At 74.0% G+C, this 13,025-nt stretch carries 19 protein-coding genes; 15 read left to right on the top strand and 4 right to left on the bottom strand.

What is annotated here, in order from left to right; all coding sequences use genetic code 11:
- The 5 genes from V6U81_RS19955 to V6U81_RS19935 form a co-directional block, all read left to right on the top strand.
- Positions 1-782 (top strand): SelB domain-containing protein (locus V6U81_RS19955; RefSeq protein ID WP_334491368.1); only part of this gene is annotated, 782 nt, incomplete at its 5' end.
- A 42-nt stretch (positions 783-824) separates the two neighbouring features.
- On the top strand, positions 825-1,532 hold the full coding sequence (locus tag V6U81_RS19950) for a hypothetical protein (RefSeq protein WP_334491367.1): 708 nt from the start codon (positions 825-827) through the stop codon (positions 1,530-1,532).
- A 36-nt stretch (positions 1,533-1,568) separates the two neighbouring features.
- Positions 1,569-1,766 (top strand): hypothetical protein, encoded by a 198-nt coding sequence (locus V6U81_RS19945; protein ID WP_109944258.1) that lies wholly within the window; start codon positions 1,569-1,571, stop codon positions 1,764-1,766.
- A 57-nt stretch (positions 1,767-1,823) separates the two neighbouring features.
- Complete coding sequence (locus V6U81_RS19940; protein WP_334491366.1) at positions 1,824-3,092, top strand: hemolysin family protein; 1,269 nt, start codon at positions 1,824-1,826, stop codon at positions 3,090-3,092.
- Between the two features lie 87 nt (positions 3,093-3,179).
- A complete protein-coding gene (locus V6U81_RS19935; RefSeq protein WP_334491365.1) occupies positions 3,180-3,353 on the top strand; it encodes a hypothetical protein in 174 nt (57 codons plus the stop codon).
- 3 nt (positions 3,354-3,356) lie between these two features.
- On the opposite strand, the gene V6U81_RS19930 is transcribed toward V6U81_RS19935, so the two are convergent.
- Positions 3,357-4,016: a hypothetical protein gene (locus V6U81_RS19930; protein WP_334491364.1), complete on the bottom strand. Its 660-nt coding sequence runs from the start codon at positions 4,014-4,016 to the stop codon at positions 3,357-3,359.
- A 126-nt stretch (positions 4,017-4,142) separates the two neighbouring features.
- Between V6U81_RS19930 and V6U81_RS19925 the strand changes: the two genes are divergently transcribed.
- A complete protein-coding gene (locus V6U81_RS19925; protein ID WP_334491363.1) occupies positions 4,143-4,346 on the top strand; it encodes a hypothetical protein in 204 nt (67 codons plus the stop codon).
- On the opposite strand, the gene V6U81_RS19920 is transcribed toward V6U81_RS19925, so the two are convergent.
- From V6U81_RS19920 to V6U81_RS19910, 3 genes are all read right to left on the bottom strand, one after another.
- Complete coding sequence (locus tag V6U81_RS19920) at positions 4,343-4,819, bottom strand: hypothetical protein (RefSeq protein ID WP_334491362.1); 477 nt, start codon at positions 4,817-4,819, stop codon at positions 4,343-4,345. The genes V6U81_RS19925 and V6U81_RS19920 overlap by 4 nt on opposite strands.
- Positions 4,816-5,025, bottom strand: coding sequence for a phosphatidylethanolamine-binding protein (locus V6U81_RS19915; RefSeq protein ID WP_334491361.1), 210 nt, complete (start codon positions 5,023-5,025; stop codon positions 4,816-4,818). Before V6U81_RS19915 ends, V6U81_RS19920 begins: the two co-directional genes overlap by 4 nt.
- 76 nt (positions 5,026-5,101) lie before the next feature.
- The gene (locus V6U81_RS19910; protein WP_334491360.1) at positions 5,102-5,983 is read right to left on the bottom strand and encodes a universal stress protein; all 882 of its coding nucleotides are present in this window, start codon (positions 5,981-5,983) and stop codon (positions 5,102-5,104) included.
- A 117-nt stretch (positions 5,984-6,100) separates the two neighbouring features.
- Between V6U81_RS19910 and V6U81_RS19905 the strand changes: the two genes are divergently transcribed.
- The 9 genes from V6U81_RS19905 to odhI all read left to right on the top strand — a co-directional run bounded on the left by V6U81_RS19905 (position 6,101) and on the right by odhI (position 12,988).
- Positions 6,101-6,847, top strand: a complete 747-nt coding sequence (locus V6U81_RS19905) for an SAM-dependent methyltransferase (RefSeq protein ID WP_334491359.1) — start codon at positions 6,101-6,103, stop codon at positions 6,845-6,847.
- A 75-nt stretch (positions 6,848-6,922) separates the two neighbouring features.
- Positions 6,923-8,098, top strand: a complete 1,176-nt coding sequence (locus tag V6U81_RS19900) for a PP2C family protein-serine/threonine phosphatase (protein ID WP_334491358.1) — start codon at positions 6,923-6,925, stop codon at positions 8,096-8,098.
- A 59-nt stretch (positions 8,099-8,157) separates the two neighbouring features.
- The gene (locus V6U81_RS19895) at positions 8,158-8,628 is read left to right on the top strand and encodes a MarR family transcriptional regulator (protein ID WP_334491357.1); all 471 of its coding nucleotides are present in this window, start codon (positions 8,158-8,160) and stop codon (positions 8,626-8,628) included.
- Positions 8,629-8,939: 311 nt separating this feature from the next.
- Positions 8,940-9,569 (top strand): cardiolipin synthase ClsA, encoded by a 630-nt coding sequence (gene clsA, locus V6U81_RS19890; protein ID WP_334491356.1) that lies wholly within the window; start codon positions 8,940-8,942, stop codon positions 9,567-9,569.
- Positions 9,566-10,516, top strand: a complete 951-nt coding sequence (locus tag V6U81_RS19885) for a DUF881 domain-containing protein (RefSeq protein WP_334491355.1) — start codon at positions 9,566-9,568, stop codon at positions 10,514-10,516. The genes clsA and V6U81_RS19885 overlap by 4 nt, the downstream gene beginning before the upstream one ends.
- Positions 10,513-10,845: a small basic family protein gene (locus V6U81_RS19880; RefSeq protein WP_334491354.1), complete on the top strand. Its 333-nt coding sequence runs from the start codon at positions 10,513-10,515 to the stop codon at positions 10,843-10,845. The genes V6U81_RS19885 and V6U81_RS19880 overlap by 4 nt, the downstream gene beginning before the upstream one ends.
- Positions 10,846-10,855: 10 nt before the next feature.
- On the top strand, positions 10,856-11,881 hold the full coding sequence (locus V6U81_RS19875) for a DUF881 domain-containing protein (protein ID WP_334491353.1): 1,026 nt from the start codon (positions 10,856-10,858) through the stop codon (positions 11,879-11,881).
- Between the two features lie 56 nt (positions 11,882-11,937).
- Entirely contained in the window at positions 11,938-12,318 is a 381-nt protein-coding gene (gene gcvH / locus V6U81_RS19870) for a glycine cleavage system protein GcvH (RefSeq protein WP_334491352.1), read from the top strand.
- Positions 12,319-12,535: 217 nt separating this feature from the next.
- The gene (odhI, locus tag V6U81_RS19865) at positions 12,536-12,988 is read left to right on the top strand and encodes an oxoglutarate dehydrogenase inhibitor Odhl (RefSeq protein ID WP_088962138.1); all 453 of its coding nucleotides are present in this window, start codon (positions 12,536-12,538) and stop codon (positions 12,986-12,988) included.
- Positions 12,989-13,025 lie beyond the last annotated feature (37 nt).

Raw genomic sequence — 13,025 nt, 5'->3', positions numbered from 1 at the left:
ACGACGTCGCCGGCGGGGTGACCGTGCTCGACGTCGACCCGCCGCCCCTCCGCCGGCGCGGGGCCGCCGCGGCCCGGGCGGCCGTCCTGGCCGACCTGGACGGGCGGCCCGACCTGGCGGGGGAGCTGCGCCGCCGGGCGCTGGCGCGGGCCGGCACGCTGACCCGGATGGGGGTCGCCGCCACCGTCGCCCCGGTGGCCGGGGACTGGCTCGCCGACCCCGAGCACTGGCGGCGGCTCGGCGCCCGGCTGGTCGAGGAGACCACCCGGTACGCCCGCGCACATCCGCTGGAGCCCGGCGTGCCGGTGGAGGTCCTGCGGCAGCGTCTCGAGCTGCCCGACCGGGCCCTCGTGGAGGCGCTGGTCCGCCCGCCGCTGACGCTACGGGCCGGCCGGGTCACCGCCACCGCCGCCGACGCCCTGCCGGAGCCGGTGGCCCGGGCCGTGCAGCGGGTCCGCGCCGAGTACGCCGACCACCCGTTCCGCGCCCCCGAGGCCGACCGGCTGGTCACCCTCGGCCTCGGTCCCCGGGAGATCGGCGCGGCCGTCCGCGCCGGCGCGCTGCTGCGGCTGGCGGAGAACGTCGTGCTGCTGCCCGGCGCCGTCGACGACGCGGTCCGGGTGCTGGCCGGGCTGCCGCAGCCGTTCACGCTCAGCGCCGCCCGGCAGGCCCTGGACACCACCCGCCGGGTGGCGGTGCCCCTGCTGGAGCTGCTGGACCGGCGGGGCGCCACCCGCCGGCTGCCCGACGACGCCCGCGAGGTGGTCGGCCGGCCGGCGTGACGCCGCCCCCACCTCCTTGCCGGCGGGTGGCATGGTGAGCCGATGAACGATCTTCCGGAGGTCCGGACCGCGCCCGTCGGTGAGGACCGGCTGGGCCGGGTGCTGCGCTGGGTGATCCTCGGCGGCTGGGTGCTCTGGGCGGCGCTGGCCTGGTGGTCCACCCCGCGTCAGGTGGACCAGGGGCAGCTCGACCGGGATCTCGCCGCCGACCGGGTGGTGACCTGGCAGCGGGCCGACGGGTGGGGCGACGGGACCTGGGAGTTCCGGGGCCGGCATCCCGAGCCCGCGCCGGCGGAGTACGGCCAGATGCTCGTCTGGACGGTGCCGACGGGCCAGACCCGCTACGTCGAGGCGATCGTCGACGCCGACGCCGTGCCCGCGGACCGGTACGCCGAGCGGCTCGCCGCCACCGCGCTTCCGTGGCGTGCCGATCGGGTGCTCGCGCACCGGGTGGCCGACTCCGCCGGCCTGCTCGGCGTGCTGACCGGGCTGCTCTGGCTGACGATGCTCGTCGCCGGCCCGCCGCCGCGCCGGGGCACCCGCTGGTACTGGTTCTGGCTCGGCCTGCTGCCGTACGGGGTGGGCATGCTGGCCTGGCTGTACCAGGAGAAGTGGCGGCCGCCGGTCGACCGGGCGAACCGGCACACCGGCTGGCTCGGGGTCGCCTGGGGGATCGCGTTCGGCTTCGTGATCGGGGCGGCCGTCGTCGGCGCCCGGTACCTGCTCGGCGGGAGCGTCGTACCCGGATGAGCACGGCGGCGGCACCCCGTCGCCTACCGTGACGCCATGGACCCTTCGGCGGTCTGGCGGGACAAGAACCACCGCTGGCGGATCGAGGCGTACCGGGCGCCGGATCTGCGCTTCGCCATCTTCGCCACGAACGGCACCACCGAGTCCGCGCCGCTGTGGCTGTTCGGCATGGCGGCGCTGGCCCGCTGGCTGATGACCCACGCCATCTCCCTGGACGACCTGGAAAACGACTGAGCGCGCCCGCGGCGGCCGGTGCTGCGGTTGAGTGGTCGGCAGGGGAGAGGGGGTCAGGTGGCGGCTCAGCTCGTCCTGGTGGGCGTCCTGGTGCTGGTCAACGCCGTGCTCTCCGGCAGTGAGATGGCCATGGTCACGCTGCGCGAGGGGCAGCTGCGCCGGCTGGGGCGGCGCGGCCGGGCCGGGGCCCGGCTGGTCCGGTTGTCCCGGGAACCCAACCGGTACCTGGCGACCATCCAGCTCGGCATCACCCTGGCCGGCTTCCTCGCCTCGGCGGCGGCCGCCGTGTCGCTGGCCGAGCCGCTGATCGCGCCGCTGGGGTTCCTCGGCGGGGCGGCCCGACCGGTCGCCGTCGTCCTGGTCACCGTGGTGCTCACCTTCGTCACCCTGGTCGTCGGGGAACTCGCCCCGAAACGGCTGGCCATGCAGTGGGCGGAGCGCTGGGCGCTGCTCAGCGCCGCCCCGCTGGACGTGGCCGCCCGGCTGTCCCGCCCGGCGGTGTGGCTGCTGAGCCGCAGCACGGACCTGCTGGTGCGGGTGGCGGGCGGGGACCCGCGGGCCAAGGGCGAGGAGGTGACCGAGGAGGAGCTGCGCGAGCTGCTGGTCAGCCAGCGCGGGCTGTCGGCGCAGCAGCGGGAGATCCTCTCCGGCGCCTTCGACATCGCCGGCCGGACGTTGCGGGAGATCCTGGTCGCCCGCCGCGACGTGATGATGTTGCCGGCCACCATCGCCGCCCCGGAGGCGATGCGCCGGCTGGCCGCAGCCGGCCGCTCCCGCGCGCCGGTGACCGGCCCCGGCGGGCTGGACGACGTGCGGGGCGTGGTGCACATCCGGGACCTGGTGGACGGCGAGGGAACCACCGTCGGCGAGCGGGCCCGGGAGGCGCTGCTGCTGCCCGGCACCCTCCCGGTGGCCGACGCCATCCGGCAGCTGCGCCAGTGCCACGAGCAGCTCGCCCTGGTCGTCGACGAGTACGGCGGCATCGACGGCCTGATCACCATGGAGGACCTGCTCGAGGAGGTGGTCGGCGAGCTGTACGACGAGACCGACCGGGACGTGAGCGGGGTGGTCCGGGAGGCCGACGGGGCGCTGCTGCTGCCCGGGGACTTCCCGCTGCACGACCTGCCCGACGTGGGCGTACGGGTCACCTTCCCGCTGACCCGGGACTTCACCACGGTGGCCGGGCTGGTGCTGGCCGGGCTGGGCCGGCTGCCCACCGGGCCGGGGGACAGCGTGCGGTTGCCCGGGCTGACCGTCGAGGTGGTGGCGGTGGCCGACCGGGCGGTACGCCGGGTTCGGCTGCGCGGCCCGGCCGTCGGCGGGTGAGCCGTACCCCGGTCGGGGGATTCCGATGAGATCGTCCGTTCCGCGGCGTCCCGGCACCGTAGCGTGCGGGACGTGAAGGATCGGGGGATGCGAACGTTCCTGGCGGTGCTCGCCGGACTCGCGGTGATCTACTTCGGTGTGACCGGGCACAGCTCCACCGAGGAGGGCGGCGGGATCTCCGGCGGGGTGGTGCTGCTGGCGGTGCTCGCCGCGCTTGGCGTGTGGTATCTGACCAGGCCGAGGGACACACCGGTCAAGTGAGCGTCAGCGGGCCGCCGCGGAGGCGGTCCGGTTGACCTCACCGGCGGACTCCTCGCCGAGGGCCACCCGGACCAGCGCCGAGGCCAACCGCCCGAAGTCCGCCTCGCCGACCAGCCCGGCCAGACCGCGCGGGTTCGCCGGCAGGCCGAGCCGCTTCGCCCCGGCCAGGGCCCGCTTGTCGGCGTACGGGCGCACGTCGGGCCAGACCGTCTGTGCCTCGCGCAGGAAGATGTCCGCCCCGGTCGGGCCGATGCCGGGGAACTCGGTCAGCCGCCGGCGCAGCGCGGTCGACTCCCCGCCGGCCTCCCGGTGCAGCCGCCGCAGGTCGCCGTGCCAGCGGTCCAGGCAGAGCCGGGCCCCGGTGCCGAGCATCGTCGCGGTCCGCTCGTCGTAGCGGCGGTAGTGGCCCCGGCCGAGCGCGTCGACCCGCTCCTGCCAGCCCGCGGCCTCCATCGCCTGCGGGGTGCGCCAGCCGGCGGCGAAGAGTTCCCGCGCGGCGGCCAGCGCCACCCCCGCCCGGATCCGGGTGCTCAGCAGGGTGGTGAGCACCAGCAACTGGTACAGCGGACCCGGCCGGTCCGTCAGTCGGATGCCCGCCTCCTCGGCGTAGGTGCGGCCCTGCCGGTCCAGCAGGACCCGGGCCACCCGTCGTTCGTCCCCCATCGTCGACGTGTACCCGCCGCAGCGCGGATCAGCCTGGTCGGCGGTGGTCGAATGCGCGGCACCGGCGCGGGTAACCCGGGATCGGGACGGCGCACGCCGGGCCCGGACGACCGGGAGGAGACAGTCGTGGTTCAGCCGCAGCAGGAGGAGTTCCGTCGCAACGACAAGGGCGCCACGAGTCAGGACAGCAAGGTGCCCCGGCCGAGCGCTCATCCGGCCAACAGCAGCCACTCGACCGGCGACCAGGGCAGGCCCGTCCCGAAGGGACAGGCCTCCCCGTACGGGCCGGGCGGCAACACCGCCGACGACGAGAGCACCGACCGGGGCTAACGCCCCCGTCCGCAGGACGGCCGCAGCCGGTTCCAGGTGGCTGCGGCCGTCATGCCGTACGCCAGGTGCGGGACGATGTCGGCCAGCCAGTCGGCCCGCCGCCACGTCCGCGGGTCGGAGACCCCGAGCACCGTGAACGAACCGTCGGACATCGCCATCACCCCGCCGCCCAGCAGCACACTGGCCGCCGGCAGGGCGAGCCGACGCCGGGCCGCCAGCACGCCGAACCCGGCACCGGCGGCCACCCCCAGGGCGTAGCCGAGCAGGGGGCCGAGGCCCGAGCGGCGGTTGGCCGCCCGGTCCTCGGGCCCCAGGTCCACGTGGGCCACCCCGGCCAGCCGTCGCGCGCTCTCCTCCGGGGTGCTGCTCGCCGGCCGGGCCCGGATCACCATGTCCAGGTAGCTGACCACGTTCAGCGCGACGCTGCCGACCGCACCGGCGATCGCCCCGTCGACCACGGCCGGCGCCCTCACTTCGGGTCGCCGGGTTCGCGCTCACCCTTGGGGCCGTATGTCCGTTCGCCCCGGACTATGCCCCGCTGTCCGCGATCCTCCTGGAGGATCCGGTTGGCGACCTGGTTGGCCTCCTGGTCGGCCGCCCGCCCCGACTGCTCGACCAGATCGCGCAGTCGGGCCCGTTCCTTGTCGTACGCGTTGCTTCCCGGCCGTGGTCCTGGCATCGCCGCCTCCTCGGTCGTGTCACCGCGTGTGCGTTCCCGCGCCGTCTACCCGTCTGCGCGCCGGCCAACCGCCCGCTCAGTCGGGGGCGCGGACCACCGCGACCGGGCAGGCGCTGCGGTGCACCACCGCGTTGCTGACCGAGCCGAGCAGCAGGCCGGCCAGCTCCCCGTGCCCGCGACCGCCGACCACCACCAGCCGGGCCCGCCGGGACGCGGCGGTGAGCGCGGCGACCGGCCGTTCCCGGACCGCCTCGCGGTCGATCCGTACGTCCGGGTACCGCTCGGCCATTCCGGCGAGGGATTCCACGAGGAGCCGCTGCTCGTCGGTGCGGAGCTGCGACTCGTCGTGCACCAGCGGCTGCATGTCGCCGGGGCCGGTGGAGACGGGGTGCGTGTAGGCGTGCAGCGCCGTGAGCGTGGCGCCGTGCAGGCTGGCCTGTTCCGCGGCGAACTCCACCGCCGCGTCGGAGGCCGGCGAGCCGTCCACGCCGACCACCACGGGGCCACCGGCGTGTTCCTCGCCGCGGGCCACCAGCACCGGGCATTCGGCGTACGTGGCGACCTGGATGGCGACCGAGCCGACCACCAGGGCGGTGAAGCCGCCCAGCCCCCGGTCGCCGAGGACGATCAGCGCGGCGGTGGGGGATTCACCGAGCAGCACGGCGGACGCCTCGCCGTCGATGATCTCGCCGCTCACCCGCAGCCCGGGGGCGTGACGCTGGGCCTCGGCCACCGCCTCGTCGACCAGTTGCTCCGCCTGGTGGCGCAGTCCGCCGCCGGGCGGGGCGCCGGCGACCGGCTCGACGGGGACGCGCAGCAGCGGCCAGATGAACCCGTGCACCACCCGCAACGGGCGGTGGCGTACGGTCGCCTCGGCCGCGGCGAGCCGGACGGCCCGCAGCGCCGGCTCGGAGCCGTCCACACCCACCACCACGGCCGCGCCGTTCGCCGAGTTCACCTCATCGCACCTCCTGCCCGCCGCCAGTATCGCGGGCCGGGCACTGTCGTCGGGCCGATACCGCCAGCCCGGTGCCGTCGCTACGCTGTCGGCCAACCACGACAGGGAGGTCCGTCGATGGCCGAGCCGACGGCGCCGAGCACCGCTCGCATGATCGACTTCTGGCTGGGTGGCACCCACCACTTCCCGGTGGACGTGGCCGCGGCGCGGGCCTTCGAGGAGACGTACGGGCCGTGTGTGGCGATCTTCCGGGAGCTGCGGGCGTTCCTCGGCCGTGCCGTCGGCGCGATCGCCGACGCCGGTGTCGACGGGTTCCTGGTCCTCGGCGCGGGGCTGCCCACCTGGGGCAACGTGCACGAGGTTGCCACCGACGCCACGGTGCTCTACACCGATGTCGACCCGGTCACCGTCGCGCTGGGCCAGCAGATCCTGGCTGGCGAGGATCGCGCCGGCTACGGCTATGGCGACGCCACCGACCTGGGCACCGTCGATCCGGCCCAGCTACACCGGTTCGTACCGGGGTGGGGGAGGCGCCCGGTCGGGGTGGTCTTCCTCGGGCTGGCCGCGTTCCTCGACGACGAGGCCCTGGCCCGTACCCTCGACGAGCTGTACGACGCGGTCGCGCCGGGCAGCTTCCTGGCCTTCGACTTCGACGGCGAGGAGCTGACGGGGCACCCACAAGCACTGGCCATGATGGGGCCGCAGTTCCGGATGCGCGCGCCGACGTCGTTCCCGGCACTGCTGGGCCGGTGGCGGCCGACGGAAGACAGCGTGCTGCCGGTGTCCCGATGGCGCCCGCACGGCGAGCCCGCCGCGGTGCCGGACGCCTTTTACGGTGGACTGGCCACCAGGCCGGCCGACTGACCACCGGTGCGCCGCCCGGCGGGGGCCTCCGTATGATTCTTGCCCTACAGCAAGAATCCCCTCGGAAGGACCAGCATGCCGGAGGCGCCCGCAGCGGTGGCCCGTGCCTTGCACGACGCCCCGCCGGACCAGCTCGTCGAGGCCGTCGACCGGGCCGTGCGGTCGACCCTCGCCGCGTCCCGGGTGGACGTCTTCCTCGCCGACTACCGGATCAGCGGCCTCTGGCCGGTGCTCCACCCGGAGCTGCCCGACGCGGGCTTCCTCTCCTGCCCCGGCGTCGTCCAGCGCTGCTTCAGCAGCCAGCAGCCGGTGCTGGACAGCCGGGAGGACGGCGTCTGCCGGATCTGGGTGCCCCTGACGAGCTGGGGTGAGCGGATGGGAGTGTTCCTGGTCGAGCTGCCCCGGCACCCGGACGACGCCACCGTGGGCGGGGTGGAGGAGATCGCGGGGGTGCTGGCCACCGCGCTGCGCGCCGCGGACCGGGAGACCGACCGGTACCGCCGCGCCCGGCGCCGGGAGCGCCTGAGCATGGCCGCCGAGATGCAGTGGGACCTGCTGCCCGGCCGCAGCGTCACCCACAACGCGTTCCTGCTCGCCGGGCAGCTGGAGCCGGCGTACACGGTGGGCGGGGACCACTTCGACTGGTCGGTGGACGGCGACCGGCTGACCCTGACCGTGCTCAACGGCACCGGCAACGGCCTGGCGGCGTCGATGCTCACCGCGCTGACCGTGAACGCGATGCGCAACGCCCGCCGCTCCGGCGGTGGGCTGGTGGAGCAGGCGGAGCTGGCCTCGGACACCATCTTCTACCAGCACCGTGGGGAGCGGCACGTGGCCACGCTGCTGCTCGCGGTGGACACCGTCACCGGCCGGGTCCGCGCGGTCGACGCCGGCTCCCCGCACGTCCTGAGGCTGCGCGGTGGCACGGTCACCGAGATGCCGCTGGAGCAGCAGCTCCCGCTCGGCATGTTCGCCGAGACCCGGTACACCGTCCAGGAGTTCGACCTGGAGCCCGGGGACCGCCTCTTCGTGGTCAGCGACGGCGTCTACGCCGCAGAGCCGGGGGGTCAGGAGGCCTACGGCGTGCGGGCGATGGCCCGGTCGATGCGATCCACGCGGCTGCAGCCGGCGGCCGAGGCGGTTGGTACGGTGATGCGCGAGCTGTTCGCCTATCATGCCGACACCGATCTGCGCGACGACGCCGTCGTCGTGTGCCTGGACTGGCACGGGGTCAGCGGTCGGGACGGGTAGTGCGGATGGTCACCGGGTCGGAAGCGGCACAAGAGCGGGACAATCGCAGAGGACAGCTGGTGGAGCGACCTCCGGATCTTGCCGCGGCGATTGACGCTGCGGCCGAGGCCCTCATCGGCGTGCTCGATTCCGCCAGCCCCCGACATCATGTGACGGTCCCGCCGACCCAACTGCGGGTGCTCGCCCTGATCCGGGACCGGCCGGAGACGAACGTCAACCGGCTGGCCGAGCTGCTGGACGTGGTCCCGTCCTCCGCCAGCCGCCTCTGTGACCGCCTGGAGGCGACCGGCCTGCTCCGGCGGGTGGCCGATCCACGCGACCGGCGGGAGGTCCGCCTGGTCCTCACGGCTGCGGCGGAGAGCCTGCTGGGGGAGCTGAGGGACCGGCGGCACCGCGCTGTCCAGGCGGTGCTGGACCGGATGCCGTCGCGCACCCAGCACGAGCTGCTGCTCGCGTTGCTGGCGTTCGCGCAGGCCGCGGAGGCGGGAGCGTCGACGCCACGGACCGGCGCTCCCGCCCGCACCGCCTGAGAGGCGCCCGGAAGAGGACCCGTTGGCCGCTTTTCGCGCTCAACTAGTGTCCTAGGATGCGCCACGGGTAGTGGCGCAGCGCACAGAAGCGAAGGGCCGCCGACGCCGACGCGGGGCTCGGGGGCACGGACGTGAGCCCGATATAGTGGCTGCGCAACTCAACCGGCCCGGGGTCGCCAGCCCACGGGCCGCATCAGGGGGAGGTCCCGGCCCGGGATCGCCGATGGTGCCGGCGTTCGCCGGCCCGGTAGCACGCACGTACCGCCGTGGTGCCTGACAGGCGCCCGGATCGTGCTGCGGAGGGAGGATCGGTGTCGCGTCGGCCGGCAGAGCACCCGCAGGGATCCGCCGACGCCGCTCGCGACCGGGTGTGGACCCTGCCGAACGTGATCAGCTTCTTCCGGCTGCTCGGCGTACCCCTGTTCCTCTGGCTCTTCCTGGTGGTGGAGGCCGACGTCGCGGCGGTCGTGGTGCTGGCCATCGGCGGCACCACCGACTGGGTGGACGGCTGGATCGCCCGCCGGTTGGGTCAGGTCAGCCGCCTGGGCGAGCTGCTCGACCCGTTCGCCGACCGGCTCTACATCCTGGCCACGCTGCTCGCCTTCACCGCCCGCGAGGTGGTGCCGTGGCAGTTCACGGCCGCGCTGCTGGCCCGGGAGCTGCTGCTGGTCGGGTCGCTCGCGGTGCTGCGACGTCACGGGTACGGCCCGCCGCCGGTGCACTACGTCGGCAAGACCGCCACGTTCCTGCTGCTCGCGGCGTTCCCGCTCCTGCTGCTCGCCGCGGCCACGCCGGCCGCGGCGACCGCGGCGGGGGCGATCGGCTGGGGGCTGGCGTGGTGGGGTCTGGTGCTCTACTGGGTCGCCGGCGTCATGTACGTGGTGCAGGCCTCCCGGCTGGTCCGGGCGGTCCGCCGGCGCTCCGGGGGAGTGGCGGCATGACCACCGGTCAGGGCGAGGAGAAGCGCGCCGGGCGGGTGTACGCCCCGGACTTCCTCACCGAGCTGTTCCGTAACCCGCTGGACCCGGGCTACGCCGACGCGGCGGCCCGACGGCGGGACGCGCCGGCGCCGGCAGGGTGGCGGGGAAGCTCCGCCCGGGCGGTGGCGGCGGTGGTCCTCGCCGTGGTCGGGTTCCTGTTCGCGGTGGCGTACCAGGAGACGATGGCCGACGAGCCGAGCCGCAGCCAGGCGCGGGCCGGGCTGATCGCGCAGATCAAGCAGCGCGAGAGCGAGACCGACGAGCTGAGCGTCCGGGCCGACCGGCTGCGCGAGGAGGTCGGCCGGCAGCGGGACGCGGCGCTGAGCGGCTCGCGGGCGGCGCGGCTGCGCAACCTGGAGGCGGGGACCGGTCTGGGTCGGGTGCGCGGGGACGGCGTGGTGGTGGAGCTGGCCGACGCGGCGCCGAAGGACGACGACGCGGTGACCGGTGACTCCGACGTGGGGCCGCCGCGGGTGTACTACTCGGATCTGCAGAAGGTCGCCAACGATCTCTGGGCGACGGGGGCCGAGGCGATCGCGATCAACGGGCAGCGGTTGACGGCGACGTCGACGATCCGCTCGGCGGGTGCCGCGATCCTGGTGGATTTCCGGCCGGTGACCAGCCCGTACAAGGTGACGGCGATCGGCCCGGACACGATGCGTGACGACTTCGAGGAGAGCCGGGCGGCGTACCTGATGCGTCGGGTGGCGGAGACGACCGGGTTGTCGTTCCGGGTGCGGGATGCGGAGGACGTCACGCTGCCGGCCGCTCCGGAGCCGCGGCTACGCTACGCGGAGCCTTCGGTCAGTCCGAGCCCGTCGCCGTCGGGGTCGGCCGCCGATACCTCGACAAGTCCCGGGCCGTCCGGCTCGGGAGCCTCTCCCCGCCCCTCCGGAGGTGTCCGATGATCGCGGTGCTGGCGCTGCTCGTCGGTGTGGTTCTCGGGATCTACTTCGATCCGACCGTGCCCTCGGCGTTGCAGCCGTACCTGCCGATCGCCGTGGTGGCCGCGCTGGACGCGGTCTTCGGCGGGGTGCGGGCGAAGCTGGACCGGATCTTCGACGACAAGCAGTTCGTGGTGTCGTTCATCTCGAACGTGCTGGTGGCGGGTCTGATCGTGTACCTGGGTGACCAGTTGGGGGTGGGCGGTCAGCTCTCCACCGGTGTGGTGGTCGTGCTCGGGGTGCGGATCTTCGGCAATGTGGCGGCGATCCGTCGTCACCTGTTCCGGGCGTAGGTTTGTGGCAATGAGCGATGAGCATCGGGAGACCGGTACGGGGTGGCCGGAGCCGGCGGGGCCGGGCCGACCGTCGGGGCCGGCGGCTGAGCCGGATCCTCGGCCGGACGCGCCGGACCCGGACGAGTTGAGTCCGTTGGTGCCGCCGGCGGAGCCGGAGCCGGAGGAGTCGGCCGACGACGGCGGGGAGACGGTGAACCTGGCCCAGGTGGCGGCGGGGCAGCCGGCGACCGGCGATGACGGCGACGCGACGGTGAACCTGGCGCAGCGGCCGGTGGAGGAGCGACCGGAGGCGGTGGGGTCGACCCCGGAGCCGGTGGCTGCGCCTGCGCCGGTGTGGCGGCGGGTCAGCTCGGCCGGGGTGATGATCGCGGTACTGCTGGCGTTGCTGGGGTTCACCCTGGTGGTGCAGTTGAAGACGACGTCGACGGATCCGACGTTGGCGGCGACCCGGCAGGAGGACCTGGTTCGGATCTTCTCGGATCTGGACTCGCGGGAGAAGCGGCTGCAGCAGGACATCGCCGGGCTGGAGGAGAGCCAGCGGCAGCTGCGCTCGGGTGAGCAGGGCCGGCAGGCGGCGCTGGAGGAGGCGACGCGTCGGGCGGACGAGCTGGGCATCCTGGCGGGGACGCTGCCGGCGCGCGGTCCGGGGTTGACGGTGCGGTTCGAGCCGGGCCCGAAGGGGATCCGGGCGGACCGGATCCTGGACGCGGTGCAGGAGTTGCGGGGCGCGGGCGCGGAGGCGATGCAGGTTTCCGGTGCCGACCGGGTGACGGTGCGGATCATCGCGTCGACGTACTTCCTGGATGGCAGGAACGGGGCGTTGCAGGTCGACGGGCGGACGTTGACGGGTCCGTTCACGATCACGGTGATCGGTGATCCGGAGACGATGCGTACCGCGTTGAACATTCCCGGCGGGGTGGCCGCAGTGGTGTCGGGCGACGGCGGTAACGTGATCGTCGAGGAGCGTGAGGTTGCCGAGGTTTCGGTGCTGCACGCGCCGATGAAGCTGGAACACGCCCGTCCGGTCTCCTGACCGGCGCGGCCGCGCCGGGTACCGCCCGGCGCACCGATGGATGAAGGACGCGTCTGGTGATTCCTGAGGATCTGCGTTACACCGCCGAGCACGAGTGGGTGGTGGGTGCCGAGGCCGGCGCCGTCCGGGTTGGCATCACCCATTTCGCGCAGGACGCGCTGGGTGACATCGTGTTCGTCCAGCTGCCGGAGGTCGGTGCGGTGGTGGCGGCCGGCGAGCCGTTGGGTGAGATCGAGTCGACCAAGAGCGTGTCGGAGATCTACGCGCCGGTGAGCGGTACGGTGGCGGCGCGCAACGACGCGCTGGGTGACACCCCTGAGGTGATCAACTCGGATCCGTACCGCGCCGGTTGGTTGCTGGAGATCACGCCGGACGACCCGGCGGCGCTGGACGGTCTGTTGACCGCTGACGCGTACCGCGAGCTCACCGGGAGCTGACATGCCCCGGGCGGGCGTGGTGATGTTCTGCGCGCGTCCCGGTTGCCCTGCATTTCGGCGCTGGCTAGGCTCGCCCAGTCGACCGAGAAAACAACAGTTGAGCGTTGTGTAATTGCCTTCCCTGGCACGGGGAGCCAGCCGCCGGGTGTGTGACCTGCCCGGCGGCCAGACCCGCCATTACCCCGACGCTGACCGAACAGATCCGTGAGGTGGTCCCATGACGCGCCCAGGCGACGAGTTCCCCCCGCTCGACGTCACTTCGACGCTCAATCTCGGTTCGTTGGACGAAGTGCTGGAGGGCCCGGACACCGATGTGGTGCCGAGCCGCATGTCCGGCTCTCTCCCGCCCGGGATGGCGCTGCTGGTGGTTCGTCGGGGCCCGAACGCGGGTGCCCGGTTCCTGCTGGATCACGATGTGACGACGAGTGGCCGGCATCCGGACAGTGACATTTTCCTCGACGACGTGACGGTGTCGCGGCGGCACGCGGAGTTCCACCGCGACGGTGGCACGTTCACGGTGCGGGATGTGGGCAGCCTGAACGGCACGTACGTGAACCGGGAGCGGGTCGAGGCGGCCACGTTGAGCAATGGCGACGAGGTGCAGATCGGCAAGTTCCGGGTGGTGTTCATCGCCGGTCCGCGCCCGGAGGAGGAGGCCGGCCGGGGGTGAACGAGCCTGCGGCCTCCATGCCATCCGGGGCGGCCCG

The organism is Micromonospora lacuserhaii (genome assembly GCF_036902735.1).
GTDB lineage: Bacteria > Actinomycetota > Actinomycetes > Mycobacteriales > Micromonosporaceae > Micromonospora.
Note: the sequence above shows the minus strand (reverse complement) of the source record. Positions and strands in the feature narration are given on the sequence as shown.

What these genes read in the sequence shown, in the direction of transcription:
- V6U81_RS19950 (WP_334491367.1), top strand. Translation starts at nt 825, where the DNA reads ATGAACGATCTTCCGGAGGTCCGGACCGCGCCCGTCGGTGAGGACCGG.
- V6U81_RS19945 (WP_109944258.1), top strand. Translation starts at nt 1,569, where the DNA reads ATGGACCCTTCGGCGGTCTGGCGGGACAAGAACCACCGCTGGCGGATC.
- V6U81_RS19935 (WP_334491365.1), top strand. Translation starts at nt 3,180, where the DNA reads ATGCGAACGTTCCTGGCGGTGCTCGCCGGACTCGCGGTGATCTACTTC.
- V6U81_RS19930 (WP_334491364.1), bottom strand. Translation starts at nt 4,016, where the DNA reads ATGGGGGACGAACGACGGGTGGCCCGGGTCCTGCTGGACCGGCAGGGC.
- V6U81_RS19915 (WP_334491361.1), bottom strand. Translation starts at nt 5,025, where the DNA reads ATGCCAGGACCACGGCCGGGAAGCAACGCGTACGACAAGGAACGGGCC.
- V6U81_RS19905 (WP_334491359.1), top strand. Translation starts at nt 6,101, where the DNA reads ATGGCCGAGCCGACGGCGCCGAGCACCGCTCGCATGATCGACTTCTGG.
- V6U81_RS19900 (WP_334491358.1), top strand. Translation starts at nt 6,923, where the DNA reads ATGCCGGAGGCGCCCGCAGCGGTGGCCCGTGCCTTGCACGACGCCCCG.
- V6U81_RS19885 (WP_334491355.1), top strand. Translation starts at nt 9,566, where the DNA reads ATGACCACCGGTCAGGGCGAGGAGAAGCGCGCCGGGCGGGTGTACGCC.
- V6U81_RS19880 (WP_334491354.1), top strand. Translation starts at nt 10,513, where the DNA reads ATGATCGCGGTGCTGGCGCTGCTCGTCGGTGTGGTTCTCGGGATCTAC.
- V6U81_RS19875 (WP_334491353.1), top strand. Translation starts at nt 10,856, where the DNA reads ATGAGCGATGAGCATCGGGAGACCGGTACGGGGTGGCCGGAGCCGGCG.
- odhI (WP_088962138.1), top strand. Translation starts at nt 12,536, where the DNA reads ATGACGCGCCCAGGCGACGAGTTCCCCCCGCTCGACGTCACTTCGACG.